Raw genomic sequence first — 25,047 nt, 5'->3', positions numbered from 1 at the left:
GCCAGATCCTGTGGCGGATCGGTGATCCGGTGAGCACCGGGGCCGGTCAGCCGAAGAACACCTCGAACTCGTCGTACAGCGACGGATCGACCAGCTTGTTCTTCGCTGTGGCATCGGCGAGAGGGAACCGGACGATCCGGGTGCCCTGCAGGGCGACCATGACGCCGAAGTCACCGTCCTTGACCGCGTCGATGGCGTGCAGCCCGAAGCGCGTGGCCAGCCAGCGGTCGAAGGCGCTCGGGGTGCCACCGCGCTGGACGTGACCCAGCACCGTGGTGCGGGCATCCTTGCCGGTGCGTTCCGAGATCTCCTGCGCCAGCCATTCGCCGATGCCCGACAGCCGCACATGGCCGAACTCGTCCAGCGACCGATCCTTGAGAATCATCTGCCCCTCTTTGGGGACGGCCCCTTCGGCCACGACGACGATCGGCGCGTAGTTGATCTTGAACCGACTCTTCACCTGCTCACAGACCTGATCGATGTCGAATGGGCGCTCCGGGATGAGGATCACGTTGGCGCCGCCCGCGATGCCGGCGTGCAGGGCGATCCACCCGGAGTGCCGCCCCATCACCTCCACCACCAGGGCGCGCATGTGTGACTCGGCAGTGGTGTGGAGACGGTCGATGGCCTCGGTCGCGATACCGACGGCTGTATTGAAGCCGAAGGTGTAGTCGGTGCCGGAGACGTCGTTGTCGATGGTCTTCGGTACGCCGACCAGCCGGATCCCCTGCCGGCTCAGCTCGGTGGCCACGCCGAGCGTGTCCTCGCCGCCGATCACGACGAGTGCGTCCACTTCGTGCGCGGCAAGGGTGTCCTGCACGCGTCGCAGCCCGTCCTCGTGCTTGAACGGGTTGGTGCGGGAGGAGCCGAGGATGGTTCCGCCGCGAGGAAGAATTCCCCGCACGTTGGAGATGTCCAGCGGCATGACATCACCCTGGAGCAAACCGAGCCAGCCGTCCCGCACGCCGACGAAGTCGGCGGCGTATTCCTGGACCCCTTTGCGGACGACACTGCGGATCACGGCGTTGAGGCCCGGGCAGTCACCGCCGCCGGTCAGGACTCCGACCTTCATGGGCTTTCTCCCATCCGCTGGTCACCCCGCTCGCCTGGTCGCGGCCTTCTCAGCGATCGAAAACAGCCGTCGGGGCAACATGGACCGCCTCCTTCCAGCCTCCCTCCGTTCGATCCGCAGTGGCCACTCGACGAGCGCGCCGGGGCCAGGCGACTCGCTCGTGGGATTTCTGTCCGGCCCAGGGATTCGCCTCGAGTCCGATGGACAGGTGTCGACACCCTGGATGTGCTGTCCGGACAGGTTGGTGACGCGGCTTGCGGCCACCCGCCCTAGCAAATGGGCCGACCGGCCCCACCAGCAGGGTCGGGCGGCACCTGCCTGCAACCAGGACGACCGTCCGATCCGGGAAGGGAGGGAGCCGCACAGTTGTCTGGGAGCTGCAGAGCCGAGGAGCGCGGTGTCATGGTCCGTTACGTGTACGACTTCACGAAGGGCGGCCGTGACCTGGCCGGCCCGCTCGGCGGCAAGGGCGCGAACCTCGCCGAGATGACCCGGCTGGGCCTGCCGGTCCCGCCCGGCTTCATCGTGTCCACCGAGGCGTGCCGGGCCTTCCTGGCCACCGGCACCCACCCGAGGGCATGTCCTGGGAGGTCTCCCAGCAACTGTCGGCCCTCGAGTCCGACGCCGGACGCCGCGTCGGACAGCCGGACGACCCGCTGCTGGTGTCCGTCCGCTCCGGGGCTCGCTTCTCCAGCCCGGCATGATGGACACGGTCCTGGATCTTGGCCTCAACGACGACTCCATCCTGGGCCTGGCCAAGGTTTCGGGGAACGAACGCTTCGCCTGGGACTCCTACCGCCGCCTCATCCAGATGTTCGGCAGCACCGTCATGGCCATCGACGGGGCACTGTTCGACCCGATGATGACCCGGCTGTGGGAACTGCGGGGTGCCCCGACGACCTGCACCTGGACGCCGCCGACCTCGCCGAACTCGTCGAGGCGTACAAGCGGCTCATCCACGAGGGAACCGGCATTACTTCCCCCAGTCCCCCGCCGAGCAGCTGCGCCGTGCGATCCTCGCGGTCTTCCGCTCCTGGAACGGCGAACGTGCCCGCCTCTACCGCCGCCGCGAACACATCCCTGACGACCCGGGCACCGCCGTCACCGTGCAGCGCATGGTCTACGGAGGACCCGACTCCGGCAGCGGCGTCGCCTTCACCCGCGACCCGGTCACCGGACGCCCCGGCCTGTACGGCGACCACCTGCCAACGCGCAGGGCGAGGACGTCGTCGCCGGCATCCGCAACACCGTGCCCCTCGCCGAACTGGAACGACTGGACCCCCGCTCGTACCACGAGCCGCGCGAGCACATGCGCACGCTGGAGCGGCACGACCGGGACCTGTGCGACATCGAGTTCACCATCGAAAGCGGCACCCTCTGGATGCTGCAGACCCGAGTCGGGAAACGCACCGCCGAGGCCGCGTTCACGATCGCCGCCGAGCTGGCCGACGAAGGACCGATCACCCATGAAGAGGGGCTGGCCCGGGTGAGCGGTGACGGGCATCCAGATTGCCGTGCACCGGCAAAAGGTGCTTGAGCCGGTCGGCCCCATCCGCCGGGCGGACGGAGCCTTGCCCAACGGCCGGTCCACTACCGCATCGCGAAGGCCCTACCGGACCCTGGTACCTGGACCGGTCGGCCCTACCGCGCGACCCATTCGCCCGGCTTTGCTGGCACCATGTCCGACATCCTCTTCGGGTCCACCCCGCATCCCACGGAGCACATCGCCGACGGGACCGCCGTCGTGACAGTGCAGGGTGAGATCGACCTGCTCACGGCACCGGGACTGGCGGCACACCTCGACAGGCTGACTGCCAGGCCCTGTCCCAACCTGGTACTTGACCTGCGTCCGGTGTCCTTCATGGACTGTGCCGGGCTGGGGGTCCTGTGCCGGGCGCGGAACCGGGTCGTGGCACGGCACGGCCGATTCCGCCTGGTCACCGACAGCACCGGTTTCCGGCGGATCTTCCGGCATGCCGGTCTGGCGGGCGTCTTCGAAGTGCTCCCGTGCCTGCCCGAGGGCGTGGCCGATACGCCGACCACGAACGCCGACGAAGGCACGGCGGGCCGACCGCGCTCGCTCGGTGGAGGGTCCGTTGGTCCCCTCCGAGGGCCCGGGCAAGCAGCGACCGGCGCCGCTGCTGTGCCTCGCGGTCAGCCCACGTCACAGCGCTCCGCCGACCAAGAGGTTGAGGCTTGACCGGCTGGGCCCGGCCAGCCCTCGCGCAAGGGCGGCCGTGGCAGCCCTCGTCCGTCACCAGCGGCCCTCTCACAGGGCGGAGGTCATGTCCCTGGCACCGATCCCGACCACGACAGAGGCTTTCCTCTCCCTTCCCCTGTCAACTGGTCAGCTCCTGGCCGACCCGTGCCGCCCACGCCTCGATCCGGTCGAAGTCGCGGAAGTCCCCGCCCTTTCCGTTGCGGACGATCATCCGGGCGACCCATCCCTTCGCGCCTTCCCGCAGGCAGCCGCCGAAGGTTACGTGTTCCCTGGCGTCGAGCCGGACCATGGCCTTCTTCACCCCGGGCACGGGCGGGATGTCCCGCTCCGAGGCCGAAGGGTCGAGCGGACCGCTGCTGAAGAACCACAGCGGGCGTTCGGCCAGGTCCTTGCCGTGGCGCCGGACGAAGCGGCGGGCGTCCTTGTGCCAGCGCCCGGCGTACAGCCCGCCGCCGACGACGACAGCGTCGTAGGACGTCGCGCTCGGCACGGAGCGTGCCGGACGCGCCTCGACCGCCAGCCCTTCCTTGCGCAGGACCTCGGCGACGGTCTCGGCGATCTCCGCGGTCGATCCGTTTGTCGTTCCGTAGGCGACCAGCACGTTCGTAGGCATGGTGGTCCACCTCCTCTCACAATTCGCGCCGCCAGTCGTCGGCCACGCCGTGCAGCGCCTGATGGTCCGGCCGCAGACGGGTGTCGTCCATGCGCCAGGTGAGCTCGTCGACGACGGCGACCACACCGTCGATCTGCCGGGTCATGGAAACGGCGATCTCCGTCTCACTCTTGCGTTCCAACTGACCGGAGAGCGTGACCACGCCCTCCGCGACCGAGACGTCGATGCTGCGCGGCGCCAGCCACAGCGCACGTACCAGGACCTCGTCGATCACCTCAGTGCGGATCTCCGCGTCAGGCCGCAGGAAGACCTGGAGCAGGTCGCGGCGGGTGACGATGCCGACCAGCCGGTCCTCCTCATCGAGCACCGGCAACCTCTCCACATGCCGCTGGGCCATGGTCCGCGCGGCCTCGACGATGGAGTCGTCGGCGTGCACGGTGACCGGCGGCGCGCTCATCAGCCGACCGGCGGTGCGCGCCGTCACCTTGGCCGCCCGTCGCCGGGCGGTGGGCATCAGCACGGTGGACCGGAGGCGCCGGTGCGGCGCGTGCGGGTCGGGGGTGGCTGCCTGGTGGGCCATCAGGTCGGTTTCGGAGATGACGCCGATGACCCGGTCGTCCTCGTCCACGACGGGCAGTCCGCTGATCCGATGGTCCGCGAGCAGCCGGGCCACCTCCTTGAACGGTGTTCCATACTCTGCCCGGACCACGTCCATGGCCATGACGGAGCCGACCTTGTTGTGTTTCACAGTGGTCCTCCTCGGCTGGCTCGGCCGACGCGGCTGACTCAGCGGAGTCGGCGCAGATAGGGGTCCTGGGACCGGCGCGGCAGCAGACGCAAACGGGCGTCGAGCACGGTGACCGCGTCAGGCGTCGCGAGGACCGGGTTGAAGTCGGCCTCCGCGAGCTGCGGGAGGTCGCTCGCCATCCGCGACAGGCGCAGGAGCAACTGCTCCAGCCCCGGAAGGTCGAGGGGCCGGCTGCCGCGAGAGCCGAACAGCAGCGGTGCACAGCGCGGGGACGTGATCAAATCGTGCACGTCGTGATCGGTGAGCGGGGCGAGGCGGGCCGCGTGGTCGGCCAGGACCTCCGTAGCCGTGCCGCCGAGCCCGAAGAGGACGAGCGGTCCGAACACTTCGTCCTGGACGACGCCGCCGAACAGCTCGGTGCCGCGCGCGGCCAGCGGCTGGACGACCACGCCGGTCAGCAGCTCACCGAAGCGGGTCTCGAAGTCCCGGTAGGCGGCTCGTACTTGGGCGTCACCCTGGAGGTCGAGGTGGACGGCACGCTCCTCGGTCTTGTGCACGAGACCCGGCCAGTACGCCTTCATCACCACCCGGCCGTCCGCGCCGCGCAGCCGCCGGGCCGCGAGGACGGCGTCGTCCTCGGTCTCCGCCCAGGCCCACGGGATCTGCGGAATGCCGTAGCAGTCGAGGAGTTCCGCGCAGGTGCGCGGGTCGAGCCAGCCGCCCTCCGGCTGTGCCGCGAGGTAGGTCCCGGCGATCTCGTGAGCCCGCTCGGCGTCGACACCGTCCAGCTCCGGCACAGTGCCGACCGGCCGGGCAAGCCAGGCTGCACGGCGCGCCGCATGGGCCAACGCCCGTGCAGCGGCCTGCGGTTCGGCGTAGGAGGGGATCGTGCCGCCGTCGGCGGCCGGCAGCAGGGTCACGGGGACGTCCTGCTCCAGGCGCACGACGGCGACAGGCCGGGTTCGGCGTCCCGTGGCGCCGGTGAGCCCCCGCACCAGGTCGTCGCCCGTCGCCGCAGCCACCGCGGTGGGCACCAAGGCTACGAGTACCGCGTCGATGCCGCCGTAGCGCATGAGCCTGTCGACACACTCACCCAGCTGCTCCTCCGTCACCGCGGCCGTGGCGTCCGCCGGGTTGCCGACGGCCGCACCTTCGGGCAGCACGACGTGCAGGTCATGCGTCAGCTCGTCGTCGAACGACGGCAGCGCCAGCCCGGCCTCCGAGCAGGCGTCGGCGGCCAGCACTCCGGCGCCGCCGGCGTTGGTGACGATCGCGACGCGGGTACCCGCCAAAAGCGGCTGAGAGTGCAGCAGGGCGGCCGTTTCGAGGAGTTCGCCGACCGAGCGGGTGGCCGTGATGCCGGCCTGGGTGAACAGCGCCTGCCGGGTCATGGTCCGGGTGGCGGCCGCCGCCGTGTGCGAGGCGGCGGCGCGCCGACCCGCCTCGGTGCGGCCGGCGTCCACGGTGAGCACCGGCATACGGCGGGTCACGCGCCGCGCCGTACGCGAGAACGCGCGCGAGTTGCCGAACGACTCCAGGTGCAGCAGCGCGAGGTCGGTGCGGCCGTCGCTCTCCCACCACTGGAGCATGTCGTTGCCGCTGACGTCGTACTTGTCTCCGAGAGAGGCGAAGGTCGACACGCCGATGCCGAGGCGGGAGAGCCCGTCGAGGAGCGCGATACCGACGCCGCCGGACTGCACGGCGACTCCTGCGGTGCCGGGACGCGGATGGTCGGCGGCGAAGGTCGCGTCAAGACGCAGATCCGGGTCGGTGTTGGAGATGCCGAGGCAGTTGGGGCCCACAAGCCGCATGCCATACGCACGGCATGCGGCCAGCAGTGCCCGCGCCTGCTCGGCGTCGAGTCCGGCGGTGACGACCAGGAGGGCCCGTACACCCGCCCTGCCGCACTCCTCGGCGGTGGCCGGCACGGCGGCTGCGGGCACGGCGAGGACCGCGAGGTCCGGGGTTCTGGGCAGGGCACTGACCGACGGGTGACACGGCACGCCGAGGATCGCGGTCGCGGCGGGGTTCACGGCGAACAGCCGCCGGGTGCAGCCGCCGGCCTTCAGATGGTGCAGGATCGCCCGGCCCACCGACCCGGGCCTGCGCCCGGCGCCCACGACGGCGACCGCGTCGGGCCGGAAGAGCGGTTGGAGGCTGGCCACGTCGGCGGCCCGGCCCCGCTTCTCCACGGCCGACAGGTAGGCGTCGTCCTGGTCCAGCCGGATCGTGCAGCGCACTTCCGGCCCGTCGAAGTGCCGGGCCGTGCGCAGTCCGAGGTCGGCGAAGAGCCGGAGCACCTCATGGTTCTCGCCCAGTGAGTCGGCCGTGAAGGTGGTGATGCCGTCCGCGCGGGCCGCGGAGACCAGGTGTTCGACGAGCAGGGTGCCCACACCGCGATGGTGCAGGCCCTCTGCCACCGCGACGGAGATCTCGGCCTCGTCCGCCTTCCCGCCGGTGTCGTACTCGGCGAGACCGATCGCCCGGCCCTGCACCTCGGCGAGCAGGGCCCGGTAGCCCGGCCGTGCCGGGGCGCAGGCCCGGGCGGCGGCCATCGCGGCGGAACGGCGGCTCGCCGCGAAGAACCGCAGCCGCAAATTCTCCGGAGACATCTCCTCGTAGAAGCCCCGCAACCGCTGGTGGTCCTCACGCTTCACGGGACGTATGCACACGGTCGTGCCGTCGGCGAGCAGGGCGTGGACGGGGGGCCGGTCGAGCACATCGTGCGTCATGGCGATCGCCTCCGAGCCTCTCGATACTTCGAGTGTCCAGCGGATCCTGGAGTGGCCCCATGGGCTGTCCGGGGTCGGCCGGGGACCGTTCGGCCCCTACGGTGCCCGCTACTGGCCACGGCCACGAGGACCTCAGTGATGCCCGCCCGCTGCCGCCTTCCTGTCCGCCTCATCGATGGTGTGTCAGTCGTGCGCGACGACGGCGACGGGGGCTGTGGCGTGGTGCAGGACGCCGTGCGTGACGGATCCGATGTGCACCCCGAACGGGTGGCGGCGGATCCGCCGTCCGACGACGACCAGCGAGGCCCCATGGGAGGCGTCGATCAGGTGGCTCGCCGGGCTACCGGAGCGGGACTCCTCGACCACTTCGACGGATGGGTACTTCTGCCGCCAGAGAATCAGTGCCTCGGCGAGCGCGGAGGCGTGCCGACGGGCGACCTGGTCGTACCGTGCCAGATCAGTGGTCGGACCGTCGACGTAGTAGGCCGGCAGGTTCCACCCGTGCACGGCCCGCAGGCCGGTGTCGCGCCGGGCGGCCGCATCAAAGGCGAACTCGATCACCGAGGCATCGAGGTTGTCGACGTCGAGACCGAGAACCACCGGTCGGTACCGCGTAGCGGCCGACGGAATTCCCGCCGGGTCCTTCTCATGCTCGTCCGCCGCCTGCTCACCGGCACGGACCAGGACCACGGGGCACTCTGCGTGCGCCACGACGGCCAAGCCGACCGAACCGACCAGGAACCCGCCGATCCCGCTCAGGCCCCGTGAGCCGAGGACGAGCAGCTCGGCTCCCTTCGCGGCCTCGCCCAGCACCTCGATCGGGCTGCCGGCCACGTGTTCGGCTGTCACCTCGACACCGGGGTGGCGCAGGCGGAGTCCCTCGGCGGAATCGCGGGGGATCTTCTCGCTCCAGTGCTGATGCGTTTCGGCACCGAGCAGCGGGGCTTGTGCCATGGGCTCCGGCACCGGCTCCCACACGTGGAGGATCTTCAGCGGCAGACCGCTCAGCTTCGCCTCGCGAGCCGCCCACTCGGCTGCGGCCCGGCTCTCAGACGAGCCGTCGAGGCCGATGGTGATCGTGCGGGCCATGCTCTCCACCTCCTGAGTAGGGGCTGATGATTCGAGCGTCGGTGCCTACGCCGTCGCTGTGAAGGGGCCACAGGTCCTCTGCCGGGACCGGTCGGCCCTATGAGGGGATGACGGGACCGGTAGGCCCTATGACAGGACCGGTCGGCTCTACGAAAGGCGCTGGAGCCCTACGCCGCGGCCGCCCGCCTTGTGGGCTTGGCCCAGGATTGTGCTGCCGCGCGTGCAGCCAAGCCGTTACCCGCCGCCCCGAGCGGCGCTCGGCCCGCCCCGGCCCTCGACACACGAGAACGGAGGCACCCGGCCCGGCACAGGACAAGAGCCGTCCTACCTATCGGAGCTGGGCGGAAGGGGCGCAATCGGCAGGACCGGGGCCGATCGGCCCTAGTGCATCCGGTTCTGACGGGCCATGATCGTTGTCACGGGTGGTACACAGTCCGCCCTTCCGGCTATCCGGAACGAGGGGTCGAAGTGACCGAGCCGCGCACCTTCACCGAGGAGCACCCGATCCGGGTCTTCCTGCTCGACGACCACGAGGTCGTGCGCCGCGGTCTGGCCGACCTGCTGGACGCCGAACCCGACATCTCAGTGGTAGGAGACGCCGAGAACGTCGAGCACGCGCTCGCCCGGGGCCCGGCGCTCCGCCCCGACGTGGCCGTACTCGACGTACGCCTGCCGGACGGCAACGGCATCACGGTCTGCCGCGAGTTGCGTAGCCGGATGCCCGAGCTGGCCTGTCTGATGCTGACCTCGTTCGACGACGAAGAGGCCCTGCTCGACGCCATCATGGCCGGCGCCTCCGGCTATGTGCTCAAACAGATCCGGGGCTCCGACCTGATCTCGGCGGTGCGCACGGTCGCATCCGGGCGGTCCATGCTTGACCCGGAGACGACGGCCCGGCTGATGCGCTCGCTGCGCGCGGACCCGGCCGCGGAGCCGGCCGTCGCGCCCGAGTTGGCGAACCTGTCGCCGCGCGAACGGGACATCCTCGCCCTGATCGGGGACGGGCTCACCAACCGTGAGATCGGAAAGAAGCTCTACCTGTCCGAGAAGACCGTCAAGAACCACATCTCCCGGCTCCTGTCCAAGCTCGGCGTACAGCGCCGCGTCCAGGCCGCCGTCCTGGCGTCGCACCTGGACCAACCCGGTACGAACGAGAGTCAAAGACGCTGAGCCCGGGGCGCCGCACAGCATTCTCGGCGGGGGTCAACCGCGCGCCGACCGCACCGGCACCCACCACACCACCCGGGTGCCGCCTCCTTCCGGCCGCTCATCGAGTCGGAGGTCACCACCGAGCGCGAGGGCTCGTTCCTCCATGTTCTTCAGCCCACTGCGCGCGACACTCTCCGGCATCCCGCGACCGTCGTCAGTAACCGTGAGGGTCAGCTCACCGTCAGCGCACCGCAGATGTACGTCCACGGAGTGGGCCCCGGCGTGCCGGGCCACGTTGCTCAGCGCCTCGCCGAGCACCGCGAGCGCCTGATCAGCGATCTCGCCCGGTACGTCCGTGTCGACCAGGCCCTCTATCCGCAGCGCCGGAGCGAAGCCCAGGGCTGAGGCCGCCGCCGTCACCGTGTCCGAGACGCGGCCGCGCAGGCCGCTGCCCTCTCTTGTCCCGTCGCCGTGCGCCCGCAGTCCGAAGATGGTGGACCTGATGATCTTGATGGTCTCGTCGAGGTCGTCCACGGTCCGCGACAGTCGCTCGACGGCCTCCGGATGGTCGACGAAGCGCTGGGTGCTCTGCAGCGTCATCCCGGCCGCGAAAAGCCGCTGAATGGCCAGGTCATGAAGATCCCGCGCGATGCGGTCACGATCCCGCAGCAGCGCGATCTGCTCGGCCTCCCGGCGTCGCTCGGCCAGCTCCAGCGCCAGCGCCGCCTGTCCGGCGAACCCGAGGAGAGGGCGCGTGTCGACGCCCGTGAACGGCGTACGACCCGCCGCGCGTCCCAGCAGCAGCACACCGCCGGCCTTGCCGCCGGCCTCCAGTGGCACGCCGACCACCGGTCCGAGACCGGCCCACTGCGCCGCGTCCCCGCTGGTCCGGGGGTCATCCCGGATGTCGGCACTCACCGCCGGCTCCGCCGAGGTCAGCACGGCGGCCACGAACCCGTCCTGCCCGGACATCACCAGGCCACAGCGCGGTACCGCGTCCAGCCCGACGGCCAGCATCGGCCGCAACGCGCCGTCCTCGGACACCCGCTCGGCGATCATCCCGACATCGGCGTCGGCGATCTGCCGCGCCTGCTCCACGATCAGTTCCAGGACATCCAGGCTCAGGGCCCCCGACAGCAGGGCACGGGTGACCTCGGAACTCGCCCTCAGCCAGCGCTCACGCAGCCGCATCTCCTCGTACAGGCGGGCGTTCTCGATGGCCACGCCCGCCGCCACCGCCAGTGTGGAAAGCACAGACTCGTCCTCGGCGTCGAACTCTGCCGCGCTCCGCTTCTCGGTGAGATAGAGGTTGCCGAACACCTGTTCGCGCACCCGGATGGGCACGCCGAGAAAGGAACGCATCGGCGGGTGATGGGGCGGGAAGCCGTACGAGGACGGGTGCTCGGAGAGCTCCGTCAGCCGTAGCGGCTCCGGGTGCCGGATCAGCTCGCCCAGAATGCCGTGCCCGCTCGGCAGGTCCCCGATCCGGGCCCGCTGCTCGTCGCTGATGCCGACGGTATGGAACTCGGAGAGCATGCGGTCGTCACCGATGACGCCCAGGGCCCCGTATTCGGCGTCCACGAGCACCACGGCGGCCTCGACGATACGCCGGAGAACCTGCGGGAGATCCAGCTCCCTCCCTACGGAGAGCACCGCCTCCAACAGGCTGTGCACGCGGTCCTGGGCGCCTCGTGCCGCGTCGATCCGCGCCTGCAGTTCGTCCAGCCGCAGTTTGGGCAGGTGCTGCTCGGAACGCCCGGCCCGTTCGCCGCTCATCGTCGCCTCCGACCGCCTCGCGCGACCGCACCAGGATCAGGCGCCTTCCTTCACTCACGATAGTGGGTGGGTCCTGGTTGGACGGGCCTACAGGTCCTTTGATGGCCAGCTGCTCGCATGTGCGTCGCACGCCCCCAGGTGGGTTGCGACCACCTTTGACTGTGGGTCGGCAGGCCCAGGCACGGTCATGAATCTGCCTACCGAGCTCGGGCACGGTTGGCGGTGAGGCGTCGAGGACTTAGATGGGGATCGATATTCACATCTGACGCGTTGACCTCAGGTCGCTGACGTGCTGGCGGGACAACAGGCCGGCGACCGCCTGCACTGTTTCGCTCGTATGTTCTCGGTGGCCGAGGTGGCGGGCCAGAGCCCGCCATCAGGCACTGTCACGTTGGCTGACCGGCGGGATGATCTTCTGGTTGATCAGCCTGGGAAGGGTCGTCCGTGGGGAGCGCGTCGCTGTCGTACAAAACGTGACAACACCGTACGACGGTAGCCGGGCGGTGGTGAGCCAGTCGTGCTCAGCCTCGTACTGTTTCAGCCCGGCTGCCAGATGAGTGTTGAGATTGTCCCTGACCACAACGATGGGGCCGTCAAGCTGGATGTGGTCCAAGATCACCAGGACGCCGCCGAGCACCGACGGCACCCCTTGGGGCCGGTGACAGCGCCCCCAGGTCATGACGGGCTGACCTGGAGCCGACGACCGGCCAGGCCACGTCGGCGTGTGGACAGTCCTTCCGCGATTCCGCGGAGCGTCACCGCCGCGGGAGCCTCGGGGGCGCTCAGCACCAACGGCGTACCGGCGTCGCCCGCCTCGCCCAGGAGGGGGTCCATCGGCACCTGCCCCAGCAAAGGGACTGCCACGCCCAGCGCGAGGGACAGCGAGTCGGCGACCCTCTGGCCGCCGCCGGAACCGAAGAGCCGCGCCGTCGAACCGTCCGGCATCCGCAGCCAGGACATGTTCTCCACCACCCCGGCCACCCGCTGACCGGTCTGTAGCCCGATGGCCCCGGCCCGCTCGGCGACCTCGGCCGCTGCCGCCTGCGGTGTGGTCACTACGAGGATCTCGGATTCGGGAAGCAACTGGGCGAGGGAGATGGGGATGTCACCGGTGCCGGGCGGCAGGTCGAGCAAGAGCACGTCGAGATCCCCCCAGTACACCTCGCCGAGGAACTGCTGCAGCGCGCGGTGCAGCAGTGGGCCGCGCCACATCACCGGTGCGTTGCCCGAGGTGAACATGCCGACGGAGATCACCTTCACACCGTTCGCCCGGGGCGGCATGATCATCTTTTCGACGCGAGTGGGGCCCGCCGTCACCCCCAGCATGCGCGGAACCGAGTGGCCGTAGATGTCGGCGTCCAGCACGCCGACCGACAGCCCGCGGGAGGCCATCGCGGCGGCCAGGTTGACCGTGACACTCGATTTCCCGACTCCGCCCTTGCCGGAGGCGACGCAGTAGACCCGGGTCAGTGAACCGGACCGGGCGAAGGGGATCTCCGGCTCGTCCGTGTCGCCCCGCAGACTCCTGCGCAGCTCTGTGCGTTGCGCGTCGCTCATCACGTCCAGCTCGATGCGCACCTTGCGCACGCCGGGCAGCGCGGACACAGCGGCGGCGGCATCCGCGGTGATCTTCTCGCGCAACGGGCAGCCGGAGACCGTCAGATAGATGCCGACCAGCACCGCGCCGTCGGCGCCCACCGTGATCTCCTTGACCATTCCGAGATCGGTGATGGGCCGCTGGATCTCCGGGTCGAGGACCGCGGACAGCGCCTTGCGGACCGTGTCCGTGGCCAGGGTGGCGTGCTCGTGGGTCTGTGCGGTTGTCACAGGCGGGGCTCCGAATCCGTGGGGGCTGGGTGTGAGGGCGAGGCGAGACCAGGCGTCAGCCGGCGACGGTCCAGGTGTCCGTGCCGGCGAGCAGGGACTGGAGGTCGGCGGGTGTGGTGCTCCTGGCCTGTTCGATCTGGGCGCGGACCTGGTCGTCGTAGACGGGGCGGCTGACGGAGCGGAAGACGCCGGTGACGGTGTGGGCGACGTTCTGGGAGGACAACCGCGACAGGGCGAAGGCGTAGGAGGGGTCCACCAGGGTGGCGTCGTGCACCACCAGGGCCTCCTCCCCCACTTCCGAGACCTTCACCGTCTGAAGCCCTCCGGAGCCGGTGCGGACCACGCCATATTCTTTGTCGGCGCCGAAACGCAGCGGTTGGCCGTGGCGCAGCGGGATGAGGCGCCGCTCCCGTTCGCCGGGCTGCCGCAGTACCTCGAAGGCGCCGTCGTTGAAGATCGGGCAGTTCTGGTAGATCTCCACGAGCGCGGTGCCCCGGTGTTCGGCGGCCGCGGTGAGCACGTTGGTCAGGCCCGCGCGGTCCGAGTCGAGGACGCGGGCGACGAAGGTGGCACCTGCGCCCAGAGCCAGCGAGACCGGGTCGAAGGGCGCGTCGACCGAGCCCATGGGGGTGGATTTGGTGACCTTGCCGGACTCCGAGGTCGGCGAGTACTGGCCTTTGGTAAGTCCGTAGATGCGGTTGTTGAACAGCAGGATCTTGAGGTTCACGTTGCGCCGCAGAGTGTGGATCAGGTGATTGCCACCGATCGACAGGGCGTCCCCGTCACCGGTGACCACCCACACCGACAGATCGGGACGGGCCACGGCCAGGCCAGTGGCGATGGCAGGGGCGCGGCCGTGGATGGAGTGCATCCCGTAGGTGTTCATGTAGTACGGGAAGCGGGAGGAGCAGCCGATGCCCGAGATGAACACGGTGTTCTCCCGCCTCAGCCCCAGCCTGGGCATGAATCCCTGCACAGCGGCCAGGACCGCGTAGTCACCGCAGCCAGGGCACCAGCGCACCTCCTGGTCGGACTTGAAGTCCTTCGGCGACAGCTTCGTGTCGGCCTCGGGCACCAGTGCCTGTCCCCCGATGCCGGGCAGGCCAAGGTCGAGAGTGGTCATGTCCGGACTCCTTCGATCACATCGGTGAACACGCCCTGAAGTTCTTCCGCGCCGAACGGGAGACCGGCGACCTTCGTGTACGAGACGGCGTCGACCAGGTACTTGGCGCGCAGCAGCAGTGCGAGCTGGCCGAGGTTCAACTCCGGGACCACCACGCGCTCGTAGCGGGAGAGCACCTCACCGAGGTTGGCGGGCAGCGGGTTGAGGTGCCGCAGATGCAGGTGTGCGACGGCGTGTCCGGCCCTGCGGACGCGACGGGCGGCGGCGCCGATCGGCCCGTACGACGAGCCCCAGCCCACCACCAGGACCTCGGCCCGGCCGGACGGGTCGTCCGGTACGGCATCGGGCACGGTGATTCCGTCGATCTTGGCCTGTCGCAGTCGCACCATGCGGTCGTGGTTGTCGGCGTCGTACGAGATGTCGCCCGTGCCGTCGGCCTTCTCCAGGCCGCCGATGCGGTGTTCGAGTCCGGGGGTGCCGGGCACCGCCCATGGCCGGGCGAGGGTGTGCGGGTCGCGCAGGTAGCCCCAGAATGCGCCGGATCCGTCGGGGGCGTTGGGTTCGGTGGTGAACTCAACGCTCAGGTCGGGCAGTTGCGAGGCGTCCGGGACGAGCCAGGGCTCGGCGCCGTTGGCGATGTGGCCGTCGGACAGCAGTAGCACCGGTGTGCGGTAGGTGAGGGCGATCCGGGCCGCGTCGAGCATGGTGTCGAAGCAGTCCGCCGGGGTGGCCGGCGCGAGGACCGGCACCGGGGATTCGCCGTTGCGCCCGAACATGGCCTGCAGCAGGTCCGCCTGCTCCGTCTTGGTGGGCAGGCCGGTGGACGGCCCACCGCGCTGTACGTCGATCACCAGCAGTGGCAGCTCGGTCATCACCGCCAGGCCGATCGTCTCGCTCTTGAGCGCGAGCCCGGGACCGGACGTCGTGGTCACGCCGAGGGCCCCGCCGTACGAGGCCCCCAGCGCGGCGCCGATCGCGGCGATCTCGTCCTCCGCCTGCACCGTGGTGACGCCGAAGTTCTTGTGCCGGGACAGTTCGTGCAGGATGTCGCTGGCCGGGGTGATCGGGTAGCTGCCGAGGAGTACCGGCAGCCCGGACTTGGCTCCGGCCGCGACGATTCCGTACGCCAGGGCGGTGTTGCCGGTGATCTGTCGGTACGTGCCCGGAGCGAGCGCCGTCGCAGGGGCGACCTCGAAGGTCACGGCGAACGACTCGGTGGTCTCGCCGTAGTTCCAGCCGGCCCGGAAGGCGAGGATGTTCGCCTCGGCAATCTCGGGCCTGCGCGCGAACTTCTGCCGCAGGAACCGCTCGGTCCCGGCGGTGGGACGGTGGTACATCCAGGACAGCAGGCCCAGGGCGAACATGTTCTTCGCCCGCTCCGCGTCCTTCTTGCTCAACCCCGTGTCCGCCAGTGCGCCCCGGGTCAGCGTGGTCATGGCCACCGGGTGGGTCTGGAAGGAGGTCAGTGTGGCGTCCTCCAGCGGATCGGCGACGTAGCCGGCTCTGGTCAGATTGCGCGGGGTGAACTCGTCGGTGTTCACGATCACCGTGGCGCCGGGCGGCAGGTCGGCGAGATTGGCCTTCAACGCGGCGGGGTTCATCGCCACCAGCACGTCGGGCCGGTCTCCGGCGGTGAGGATGTCGTAGTCGGCGAAGTGCACCTGGAAGGACGAGACTCCCGCGATGCTGCCCTGGGGGGCGCGGATCTCGGCCGGGAAGCTGGGCAGCGTGGCCAGGTCGTTGCCGAAGGCCGCGGCCGCCGAGGTGAACCGGTCGCCGGTGAGCTGCATACCGTCTCCGGAGTCACCGGCGAACCGGATGACCACCCGCTCAAGCCGTTCGGTCTGATCGGTCCGTTCGGTTCGCCCAGTCCCTGCTGAGCCGGTGTCGATGCCTGCGGAGCAGGTGTCTATGCCTGCGAGGCCGGCGTCGGCGCCCCTCATGGCGCCACGTACCTCTGGACGAAGGGTGTGTCGACACCGATCGGACCGAGGTCCGCCGCACCGCCGGGCGAGCCCAGCGGCTCGGCACGCCCGGGCAGCGGTTCGGAGAAGAAGCGCGCGTTCTCCGTGACGAACGGTGCGTCCTCGGGCGCGAGTTCCTCAACCGTGGCGATGGCCTCGACCGGGCAGACGGGTTCGCAGGCGCTGCAGTCGATGCACTCGTCGGGGTTGATGTAGGCCATGCGCTCCCCGACGTAGATGCAGTCCACCGGGCACTCGTCGACACAGGCGCGGTCCATGACGTCGACGCACGCGGCCCCGATGACGAAAGTCATGATGAGGTGACTCCTTTGGTGTGGGGTCGAACGACCCGTAGTGGTTCGGGCGACAGGGACTTCAGGCGCCTTCGGCGGCGAACTCGGCGGGCGGAGCGTCGCCGAGCGAGGCGAGGATCTCGTAGCGGCGACGGGCGAATTCCGGTTCGAACTGGGCTCCCGGGCGCCGCGGTCCGGGGATGTCGACGATCTCGCGTACGACGGCGGGTCGAGGGCTGAGCAGGACCACCCGGTCGCCCAGCAGCAGGGCCTCGTCGACATCATGGGTGACGAAGAGGATCGTGGTCCCGTACTGCCGCCAGACCGAGATCAGCAGTTGCTGCATCTCCGAGCGGGTCTGGGCGTCCAGGGCGCCGAACGGCTCGTCCATCAGCATCACCCGGGGGCGGGTGGCCAGCGTCCGGGCGAGCTGCACCCGTTGCCGCATCCCGCCCGACAATTGGCCCGGCAGGTGGTCGTAGAAGCCCTCCAGGCCGACCTGGGCCAGAAGTTCCTCGGCTTCCTGACGCCGTTGCCGCCGGGGTACACCTCGTAGTTTCAGGGCGTACTCGACGTTGCGCGCGGCTGAACGCCAGGGCAGCAGTGCGTCCTCCTGGAAGACCATCGCACAGGCCGTGTCGGACCCGCCCGCCGTTTTCCCGTCGACCTCGGCGCGCCCCGCGGTGGGCGTGAGCAGCCCCGCCAGGGCCCGCAGAATGGTCGACTTCCCGCACCCTGACGGCCCGAGCAGGACGACGATCTCTCCGGGCCGCACATCTAGGTCGACCTCGGCGGTCGGCATGTCGCCGAAGGCGAGCTTCAGTCCTTCCAGCCGGACCCGCGCTCCCGCGCTCATCGGGTGTTCCTCGGCAGCCAGCGGTTGACGCGGGAACCGAGCCGTTCCACCAGCCAGGCCGTGCCCCAGCCCAGGACGCCGATGGACAGCATGCCGACGATCACACCCGAGTAGTCGAGCAGACCGTAGGACTGCCAGGTGTAGTAACCGATGCCGAACTGGCCGGAGATCATCTCGGCGCTGATCACGCAGATCCAGGCCACCCCCATGGAGACGGACAGCCCCGAGAAGATGCCGGGCATCGCTCCGGGGAGCACCACGTGGGCCAGTACGGACAGCCGGCGGGCACCCATCGTCCGGGCGGCCTCCTCCCATACCTTGGGCAGGGTCTTCATCGCGTGGATGGTGCTGACCGCCACCGGGAAGAACGCGGCGAAGAAGGTGATGAAGACGATGCCCTGCTCGCCGGTCGGGAAGATGAGGATCGCCAGCGGGACCAGGGCGATCGCCGGGATCGGCCGGGCCACCTCGATCAGCGGCCGGACCAGCGCCTGGACGACCCGGGAGCGCCCGATCGCCATGCCGATGGCCACCCCGCTCACCGCGGCGAGCCCGAAGCCGAGCAGGATGCGGCGCAGACTGGCCAGCAGGTCCTGGTAGTAACTTCCGGACTTCAGTTGCCCTTTGAGAGTGTCGTACACCTCGACCGGGCCGGGCACCTTGTCGAAGCGCAGCCACAGGACGACGTTGTCGGCCGTGAGCAGGTACCAGATCAGCAGCGCCGCGGCCAGCGGCAGCGCCGCCCGCGCCCCGGCGGCCAGTCGGCGCGGCCACGCTCCGAGCGTCGTGAGCGGGCGCAGTCCGGCACGCAGACCGGGGCGTGGCCGCGGGGTGACGGCTGTCGGATCACCGGTGGGTGTCAGGGACTGCTGGGAGACGGGAGTCGTTGTCATGCGTCCTCTTTCCTGCGATGCCTGCGAAACCTGCGATACCTACTCAGCTCTGCGAGGGGTGGTTGCCGTCATACTGGTCCTGCGACCGCCGCCGGCTCACGAAGCAGCCTCCAGCGCCGCCTCGTAGCCCAGCTCGCGGGCGCCGGGGTGGTCCGCCAGATAGGAATCCGCGTCCGCGGCCACCGCGAACGGCAGCAGCCGGGAGTTCGCGGACCGCTCGGGGTCGAGCACCCAGGTCGCGGCGGACGCGAACATCCGGGTGCCGTTCTTGGCGTCGGGGACGTAGGCGGCGCGTACGCCCCCGACGTGGGCGGCGATCTGCCGCAGCAGGCAGGTCGGAGTCGCCGCGACACCGGTCGACTCCTGGCCGCTGAACCACACTTCCGAGGCGGTGCGCGGATCCTTGACGGGCTCGTGGCAGTGCGGGTCCTGGCCACTCAGCACGCTCGGGGATGCCGTGCTCTTGCTGGCGGCGTCGTACGAGGCGCCGTAGATCTTGCGCAGGTAGCTGTCGTTGACGAACTTGCCGAGGTCCAGGTTCTTGACCGAGCCGAGGTCCTTGAGGAAGGGCAGGTCCTTGGAGAGCGCGGCGACCAGCTGGGGCTTGATGGTCGGGTCGAAGGTCACCAGACCGCTCGGTCCGTTGTAGAGGTAGACCACCTCTGGCTCGATGCCCGTCACCTTGGCGACCTGCTCGGCGGCGGCCAGCGGGTTCTTGTTGAGGTAGTCCGCCGTGTCACGGACCGACTCCAGGAAGGCCCGCATCACTTCGGGATGCTCGTCGGCATACGCCTTGCGGGAGACGACGGCGTGGAACGTCGGGACGCCGTTGGCCCCACCGTCGTAGAGCAGCCTGCCCTGCTTGCGGAACACCATCAGCTGCGGCCAGGGCACGAACTGGGACAGCGCGGCGACCTGTTCGCCCTGGAGCGCCGAGGCGCCGACCGCCGGTTCCTGGTTGAGCAGCTTGACGTCGTCCGGGCTCAGCCCGTTCTTCCGCAGGGCGTTCACGAACATCCCGTGTGCGGCCGAACCGACACTGGTGGACACGACCTTGCCGCGCAGATCGGTCAGCTTCTGCGCCGGGGAGTCCTTCGGCACGACGACCTCATTGAGCGATCCGCGCAGGTTGTAGCCGGTGACCGCGACCAGTTCCGACCTTGCGTCGGGAAACTCGGCGGTCTTCGAGCCGTTGACGAGGACCGGATAGTCACCCATGGAGCCGATGTCCACTTTGCCGGCGATCATCTGGGCGGTCAGCGGTGGTCCTGAGGGAAAGTCCTGCCAGACGACCTTGTAACGCACCCCGGAGGTCTTGCCGATGGCGTTCAGCTTGCGCTCGAAGGTGCCACGCTGGCGCAGCAGGGTGCCCGCGGTGACGGTGTTGATGGTCTTGGACTGGAAGCCGATGTTGACCACCACGGTCGAGGAGCCGGCCGAGGTGTCGGTACCGCAGGCACTGGCACCGAGCCCCAGGACGGCGAGTACGGCGAGCAACGGCCGACGGCGGGACCGCTGCGGTAGCGAGAACTGTGGGACGGGGTGCGGAAAGGGATACATGTCAGTCTCCAGTCACCGCAGCAGGAAGGGGATGTCGACGGTGACCGCGTCGACCGGGCAGCGGGCCGCGCAGGGACCGCAGTACCAGCACTCGTCGACGTGCATGTACGCCTTGCCGGTCTCGGGGTGGATGGCCAGTGAGTCCAGCGGGCACATGTCCACGCAGAGGGTGCATCCGTCGATGCACTTGGATTCGTCGATGGTGACCGGTACGTCGACCCGGTTGGATGCGTGCGCCATCAGTGGTCTCCTTCAGCTTGTCGCGGTGTCGGTGGACGGGGATTCGGTCAGGTCCGTACGAGCGTCGGACAGGCCCATGCGGGCGAAGGCGCGGACATCGGCGTCCACGTCGTCAACGGCTGCCTCAAGTGCGGCCCGGACCTCCGGGCGCCCCGCGGTCAGGCCCCCGAGGGCACGCACGGCGGCCTTGCGTACGTCGAGGTTGGTGTCCTTGGTCGCGGTGATCAGGGGGGTGACCGCCTGCTGGGGGTCCGCCACCGCCAGCGCGGCCGCCGCCCCTTGCCGGACCTGCCATGCCGGGTCGGCCAGAGCCGTACGGGCCAGGTCCGCCGCCTGCTCGGTGCAGCCGGTGTGCGCCATGGCGGACAGGGCCGCGGCGCGGACCAGGAGGTCGGAGTCCTCAGCGAGGCGTATCAGGGTGGCGGCGCCACGTGGGTCTCCGACAGCGGCCAGCCCCCGGGCCACGGCGAGACGTACGGCGGCAGCCGGGTCGCCGGCGGCTTTCGCCAGTGCGTCCAGTGCGTCCAGGGAGACGAGCCCCAGCACGGTCTCGCAGCGCACGGCCTCGTCCGGGTCGGTCAGCAGCGCGGTCAACTCGTCGACGGTGCACAGCCGGTGACGCCACAGGGCAACCACGGCGGCGGACCGGACGTCGGCGTCCGGATGCCCGCACGCCTCGCGCAGCGACCGCGAGAAACGCTCACCGGACACCAGCACCTCGCGCAGTTCGCCCAGTAGCTCTATGGCGACGCGGCGGACCGTCGGGTCCCGGTCCAGCAGGGCCGCGGCGAAGACCGCCGACGGCTCCTCCCAGGATTCGGCGGCCTCGCTGAGCACGGTCAGCGCGGTGCGGCGCACGTCGGGGTCGGTGTCGGTGAGGAACTCCGCCAGTTCCTCGGTGGTGGGCGCCTCGTCCACGAGTTCGAGGAGCGCCAGGATGCGGTGGGGCGCGCCCTGCGTGGGCGTACCGCCGGTCATCCCCACACCGCCGCCAGGTCGGCACCGGTCGGGGCGGGCACGTCCGGCACCCCGTCCGGGCGGGTGAATCCGGGCACCGGCACGATGTACGGCGCTATCGGCCGGGTCAGCGTCTCCATCTCCCCGCTCCCGCCGGCCTCTCCCGCTCCGCTCTTGCGCAGGTTCAGATGCCGGAACCAGTTCGCGTCGTCCTGTTCGGGCCAGTCGGCGCGCTGGTGGTAGAGGCCCCAGCGGCTTTCCGTGCGGGCCAGTGAGGCGCGCGCGGCCATCTCGGCGCAGTCCCGGATGAAGGTGACCTCGGCACAGCGCATCAGCTCGTGCGGAGTGCGGGCCCCCATGCCGGCGATCTCGCGGCTCATCCGCCCGAACGCCTCCAGCCCTAGGGTCAGATAGCGCTCGGTCTTGGGCGGCTGGAGGTAGTCGTTGACGAAGCGGCGGAGCTTGTACTCCACCTGCGGCTGGGGGGGTCCGTCCGGGTGGGAGAGCGGCCGGTAGATCAGTTCGTGGGCCGCCGTGATCTGGTCCTCGGGCAGTGCGGGGCGGCCGGCGGAGGCGGCGAAGCCGCTGGCGTGCTCGCCGGCGATGTCGCCGTAGACGAAGGCGCCGATCATGTAGTTGTGCGGTACGCAGGCCATGTCTCCGGCGGCGTACAGGCCCGGCACCGTGGTGGCGGCGTGCTCGTCGACCCAGACGCCCGAGGCGGAATGGCCGCTGCACAATCCGATCTCCGAGACGTGCATCTCGATGTCCCGGGTGCGGTAGTCGTGGCCGCGGCCTTCGTGGAACGTGCCGCGGGTGGGCCGCTCGGTGGTGTGCAGGATGCCCTCGATCTGGTTGATCGTGGCGTCCGGCAGGTGGCTGAGCTTGAGGTAGATGGGGCCGCGGGCGCTGTCCAGCTCGCGCTTGACCTCGGCCATCATCTGGCCGGACCAGTAGTCGCAGTCGACGAAGCGGTTGCCGTCGGCGTTGACCGTGTAGCCCCCGAAGGGGTTCGCGACGTAGGCGCAGGCCGGCCCGTTGTAGTCCTTGATGAGCGGGTTGATCTGGAAGCACTCGATGCCGGACAGTTCCGCGCCCGCGTGGTAGGCCATCGCGTAGCCGTCACCGGCGTTGGTGGGGTTCTCGTACGTGCCGTACAGATAGCCGCTGGCCGGAAGGCCCAGGCGTCCGCAGGCACCGGCGGCCAGGATCACCGCGCCTGCCGAGATGGTGACGAACTCCCCGGAGCGGGTGTCGAAGCCCACCGCGCCGACCGCCCTGCCGTCCACGGTGAGGACCCGCACCGGCATGATCCGGTTCTCGATCGTGACCCGGGAGCGCACGTGGCGGGCGCGCAGCGTGCGGTACAGGACCTTCTTGACGTCACGGCCTTCCGGCATCGGCAGCACGTAGCTGCCCGAGCGATGCACCTTGCGCACGGCGTACTCGTTGTGTTCGTCCTTCTCGAACTTGACGCCGTAGCCCTCCAGCCGCTGCACCATGCCGAAGCCGCGGGTGGCGGTCTCGTAGATGGTGCGCTGGTTGACGATGCCGTCGTTGGCGAGGGTGATGTCGGCGACGTAGTCCTCGGGGGTCGCCTTGCCCGGAACGACAGCGTTGTTCACCCCGTCCATGCCCATGGCCAGGGCACCGGAGTGACGTACGTGTGCTTTCTCCAGCAGGAGGACGTCCGCGCCGTTCGCCGCCGCGGTGAGGGCTGCCATGGTGCCGGCGGTGCCCCCGCCGACGATGAGAACGTCGCAGGTGAACTCGCGGCGTTGAGACTGGGGTGGGATCTGCACGGAGGTCAGCCCCTTTCGGTGGAAGAGTGATTCGACGGCGTGCCAGGGGTGCGGTGGAGCCAGCCGGCCAAGGACATCCGGTCGCCGCGCAAGCGAACGAATTCGAGATCGATCGGCCGGCCCGCGTTGGTGTAGGTCAGCCGTTCGAGGAACAGCAGGGGAAAGCCGTCCGCCACATGCAGCAGGTCGGCGACGGTACGGTCGGCGGCGATCGCCTCGATGGACACGGCGGCGGCGCCCAGGGGGAGGCCCAGTTCGCCTTCGAGCAGCCCGAAGACGTCGTGGCGCGCCAGGTCCATCTCCAACAGGGGCCTGCCGATGTCCGCGGGAAGGTAACTGGCGTCCAGCGACAGGGGCTGCCCGTCGAGCAGCCGAACCCGTTCCAGGGCGACCACTTCGGTGCCCGGGGCGAGTTCGAGGCGCTCGGCCACGGTGGGCGTGGCGGGCACGGTGTCCGCAAGCAGCACCTGGTTGACCACGCGGTCGCAGCCGGTGTCGAAGCTCTCCGCGAGCCCGCGCAGCCGGTCCAGTCCCTGCACGGCCTTTCCCGACACGACGAACGTCCCGACACCGGGAATCCGGTCGACCAGGCCCTCGATGCGCAACAGCCCGAGGACGTCCCGGACCACGTTGCGGCTGGCCCCCAGTTCCGCGGCCAGCTCCGCCTCGGAGGGCAACGGCCGAGTTCCGTATACGCCCGTGAGAACGCGGGTGCGCAGCACGTCCCGAATGCGCCGTACCGGTGCGACACGGCTACCTGAACCTCTGCCACCAGCGACGATCCCTGTCATGGCCGGAATGCTGCGGATGACGTGTTACACCGACCGGTTGCCGGAATTACGCGCTGGTTACGCCAGACTCATCACTGTCAGCATCCTCCTGACCTGGGAAAACAGGCGTGGGACAGCCGGTAGCGCCAGGGCTGTGGGCGGGGGGAGGGCTTGCGGGCACCTGGCGGACACGGGTTCTGGTGGGTGATGGCCGGTCGCCTCCGGGTCTTCTCAGGACCGCCCTGCGGCGCCGGGTTCGTGCCCCTGCTCGCTATCTGCGGTCGGCCAGGATCAGCAGCGTGGCCGCCGGCCCCACCGGGGGCGTCTCCCGCAGCCAGACGGCCCGGAATCGCCGCCGCAGCAGGGCTGGTTCCTCCAGCGGAACGCTGATCAGCCGCCGGTCGTCCAGTTCGGCCGATACGGCGAGACGGCTCAGCACCGCGGGGGCGTCGCCCGTGGACACGGCCGACTTGATCGCGGTGGTGGAACCCAGTTCCGCCGCGGGCGGCGCGGGCTCCTCGCCGATCTCCGGCTGGACCGGCATCTGTCCGGTCGCACTTCCCGAAATCGTGGCGGGAGGGGTCCGGTCGGAAGACACAGGAGGAGCGGGACCGTCGAGTGCGGGCGGGTGGAGGGTCGTTCCCGCGGAACGGCGGAGGATTTCCCATACGGCGTCGCGCGTGCCCGAGCCCTGTTCGCGCACGATCAAGGGAGTGGCCGCCAGTGTCCGCAGTGGCAGCGGCTGTCTGCGCCTGGCCCACGGGTGCCCCGGCGCGACCACCACGACCAGCTCGTCGTCGGCGATGGTGCGGCTGCGGAGTCCGTCCGGTGCGTGCGGGCCCTCGACGAAACCGAGGTCGGCCTCACGACCGCGCACCATGTCGGCGACCTGCGATGAATTGCCGACTCGCAGGGCGACCTTGACCTCGGGGAGTCTGGTGCGCAAGGCCATCAGCCACCCCGGCACCCGGTGGTCCGCAATGGTCATCGACGCAGCGATCCGCAGCCGGCCCTGCTGATCCGCGTGGAGCGCCGCGACGCCACTGACCAGCGCCCGGGCCGCGTCGAGCACCGGCAGGGCCCAGTCCACGACGGCGGTCCCGGCCGGTGTGAGGCGTGACCCGGTGGGGCCGCGTTCGAGCAGCACCAGCCGCAACTGCCGTTCCAGCGCCGTGATGCGCATGCTCGCCGCCGGCTGGCTCATCCCGTGCCGCGCGGCGGCCCGGCCGAGACTGCCGGTCTGGGCGACGGAGACCAGCAGGTCCAGCACTTTCAGTTCCGGTGTCCCCGGCGGAAGGCCCATCAGCACTGCTTATGACCTCCTCTGAAACGGGTCTCTACCGGAGACCGGCGGAGCCCGGC

19 protein-coding genes and 2 pseudogenes are annotated in these 25,047 nt (G+C 70.0%); 3 read left to right on the top strand and 18 right to left on the bottom strand.

From position 1 onward, the window contains the following. Positions 1-46: 46 nt before the first annotated feature. Positions 47-1,072 carry a 6-phosphofructokinase gene (locus ACWBNA_RS09870; protein ID WP_482703871.1) on the bottom strand — a complete coding sequence of 342 codons (1,026 nt, stop codon included), beginning with the start codon at positions 1,070-1,072 and terminating at the stop codon, positions 47-49. Between the two features lie 402 nt (positions 1,073-1,474). Here ACWBNA_RS09870 and ACWBNA_RS09865 point away from each other — a divergent pair. Next, positions 1,475-2,573, top strand: a pseudogene (locus ACWBNA_RS09865) (PEP/pyruvate-binding domain-containing protein); the annotation flags it as partial. A 177-nt stretch (positions 2,574-2,750) separates the two neighbouring features. Then, a complete protein-coding gene (locus ACWBNA_RS09860; RefSeq protein WP_482703870.1) occupies positions 2,751-3,272 on the top strand; it encodes an STAS domain-containing protein in 522 nt (173 codons plus the stop codon). A 139-nt stretch (positions 3,273-3,411) separates the two neighbouring features. On the opposite strand, the gene ACWBNA_RS09855 is transcribed toward ACWBNA_RS09860, so the two are convergent. From ACWBNA_RS09855 to ACWBNA_RS09840, 4 genes are all read right to left on the bottom strand, one after another. Further along, positions 3,412-3,906 carry a flavodoxin domain-containing protein gene (locus ACWBNA_RS09855; protein WP_482703869.1) on the bottom strand — a complete coding sequence of 165 codons (495 nt, stop codon included), beginning with the start codon at positions 3,904-3,906 and terminating at the stop codon, positions 3,412-3,414. Positions 3,907-3,922: 16 nt separating this feature from the next. Further along, positions 3,923-4,654: a CBS domain-containing protein gene (locus ACWBNA_RS09850; RefSeq protein ID WP_482703868.1), complete on the bottom strand. Its 732-nt coding sequence runs from the start codon at positions 4,652-4,654 to the stop codon at positions 3,923-3,925. Positions 4,655-4,692: 38 nt separating this feature from the next. Continuing rightward, a complete protein-coding gene (locus ACWBNA_RS09845; protein WP_482703867.1) occupies positions 4,693-7,386 on the bottom strand; it encodes a bifunctional acetate--CoA ligase family protein/GNAT family N-acetyltransferase in 2,694 nt (897 codons plus the stop codon). Between the two features lie 183 nt (positions 7,387-7,569). Next, positions 7,570-8,475, bottom strand: a complete 906-nt coding sequence (locus ACWBNA_RS09840; RefSeq protein ID WP_482703866.1) for a universal stress protein — start codon at positions 8,473-8,475, stop codon at positions 7,570-7,572. 468 nt (positions 8,476-8,943) lie between these two features. Here ACWBNA_RS09840 and ACWBNA_RS09835 point away from each other — a divergent pair, with 468 nt between their 5' ends. Then, the gene (locus tag ACWBNA_RS09835; protein WP_482703864.1) at positions 8,944-9,645 is read left to right on the top strand and encodes a response regulator; all 702 of its coding nucleotides are present in this window, start codon (positions 8,944-8,946) and stop codon (positions 9,643-9,645) included. A 33-nt stretch (positions 9,646-9,678) separates the two neighbouring features. Here the strand turns inward: ACWBNA_RS09835 and ACWBNA_RS09830 are convergent, their stop codons facing one another. The 13 genes and pseudogenes from ACWBNA_RS09830 to ACWBNA_RS09770 all read right to left on the bottom strand — a co-directional run bounded on the left by ACWBNA_RS09830 (position 9,679) and on the right by ACWBNA_RS09770 (position 24,988). Continuing rightward, positions 9,679-11,400 (bottom strand): sensor histidine kinase, encoded by a 1,722-nt coding sequence (locus ACWBNA_RS09830; RefSeq protein WP_482703863.1) that lies wholly within the window; start codon positions 11,398-11,400, stop codon positions 9,679-9,681. Between the two features lie 376 nt (positions 11,401-11,776). After that, positions 11,777-12,037, bottom strand: coding sequence for a hypothetical protein (locus ACWBNA_RS09825; protein ID WP_482703862.1), 261 nt, complete (start codon positions 12,035-12,037; stop codon positions 11,777-11,779). A gap of 38 nt (positions 12,038-12,075) precedes the next feature. Then, the gene (locus ACWBNA_RS09820; RefSeq protein WP_482703978.1) at positions 12,076-13,194 is read right to left on the bottom strand and encodes an Mrp/NBP35 family ATP-binding protein; all 1,119 of its coding nucleotides are present in this window, start codon (positions 13,192-13,194) and stop codon (positions 12,076-12,078) included. An 88-nt stretch (positions 13,195-13,282) separates the two neighbouring features. Next, the gene (locus tag ACWBNA_RS09815) at positions 13,283-14,350 is read right to left on the bottom strand and encodes a 2-oxoacid:ferredoxin oxidoreductase subunit beta (RefSeq protein ID WP_482703861.1); all 1,068 of its coding nucleotides are present in this window, start codon (positions 14,348-14,350) and stop codon (positions 13,283-13,285) included. Beyond that, complete coding sequence (locus ACWBNA_RS09810) at positions 14,347-16,293, bottom strand: 2-oxoacid:acceptor oxidoreductase subunit alpha (RefSeq protein WP_482703860.1); 1,947 nt, start codon at positions 16,291-16,293, stop codon at positions 14,347-14,349. Before ACWBNA_RS09810 ends, ACWBNA_RS09815 begins: the two co-directional genes overlap by 4 nt. Beyond that, on the bottom strand, positions 16,290-16,628 hold the full coding sequence (fdxA, locus tag ACWBNA_RS09805; RefSeq protein WP_482703859.1) for a ferredoxin: 339 nt from the start codon (positions 16,626-16,628) through the stop codon (positions 16,290-16,292). The genes ACWBNA_RS09810 and fdxA overlap by 4 nt, the downstream gene beginning before the upstream one ends. A 61-nt stretch (positions 16,629-16,689) precedes the next feature. Next, positions 16,690-17,463, bottom strand: coding sequence for an ABC transporter ATP-binding protein (locus tag ACWBNA_RS09800; protein ID WP_482703858.1), 774 nt, complete (start codon positions 17,461-17,463; stop codon positions 16,690-16,692). Further along, a complete protein-coding gene (locus ACWBNA_RS09795) occupies positions 17,460-18,356 on the bottom strand; it encodes an ABC transporter permease (protein ID WP_482703857.1) in 897 nt (298 codons plus the stop codon). Before ACWBNA_RS09795 ends, ACWBNA_RS09800 begins: the two co-directional genes overlap by 4 nt. 96 nt (positions 18,357-18,452) lie before the next feature. Beyond that, positions 18,453-19,916, bottom strand: a complete 1,464-nt coding sequence (locus tag ACWBNA_RS09790; protein ID WP_482703856.1) for an ABC transporter substrate-binding protein — start codon at positions 19,914-19,916, stop codon at positions 18,453-18,455. Between the two features lie 12 nt (positions 19,917-19,928). Continuing rightward, a complete protein-coding gene (locus tag ACWBNA_RS09785) occupies positions 19,929-20,156 on the bottom strand; it encodes a 4Fe-4S dicluster domain-containing protein (RefSeq protein WP_053748154.1) in 228 nt (75 codons plus the stop codon). A gap of 12 nt (positions 20,157-20,168) precedes the next feature. Then, positions 20,169-22,915: pseudogene (locus ACWBNA_RS09780) on the bottom strand (fumarate reductase/succinate dehydrogenase flavoprotein subunit). A gap of 5 nt (positions 22,916-22,920) precedes the next feature. Continuing rightward, positions 22,921-23,706 carry a GntR family transcriptional regulator gene (locus ACWBNA_RS09775; RefSeq protein WP_482703855.1) on the bottom strand — a complete coding sequence of 262 codons (786 nt, stop codon included), beginning with the start codon at positions 23,704-23,706 and terminating at the stop codon, positions 22,921-22,923. A 250-nt stretch (positions 23,707-23,956) separates the two neighbouring features. Continuing rightward, the gene (locus ACWBNA_RS09770; RefSeq protein ID WP_482703977.1) at positions 23,957-24,988 is read right to left on the bottom strand and encodes a LysR family transcriptional regulator; all 1,032 of its coding nucleotides are present in this window, start codon (positions 24,986-24,988) and stop codon (positions 23,957-23,959) included. Between the last annotated feature and the right edge of the window lie 59 nt (positions 24,989-25,047).

It is taken from the genome of Streptomyces sp. Q2, assembly GCF_056820935.1.
The sequence above is the reverse complement of the archived record's forward strand: the minus strand, read 5'-3'. Positions and strand labels throughout refer to the sequence as shown.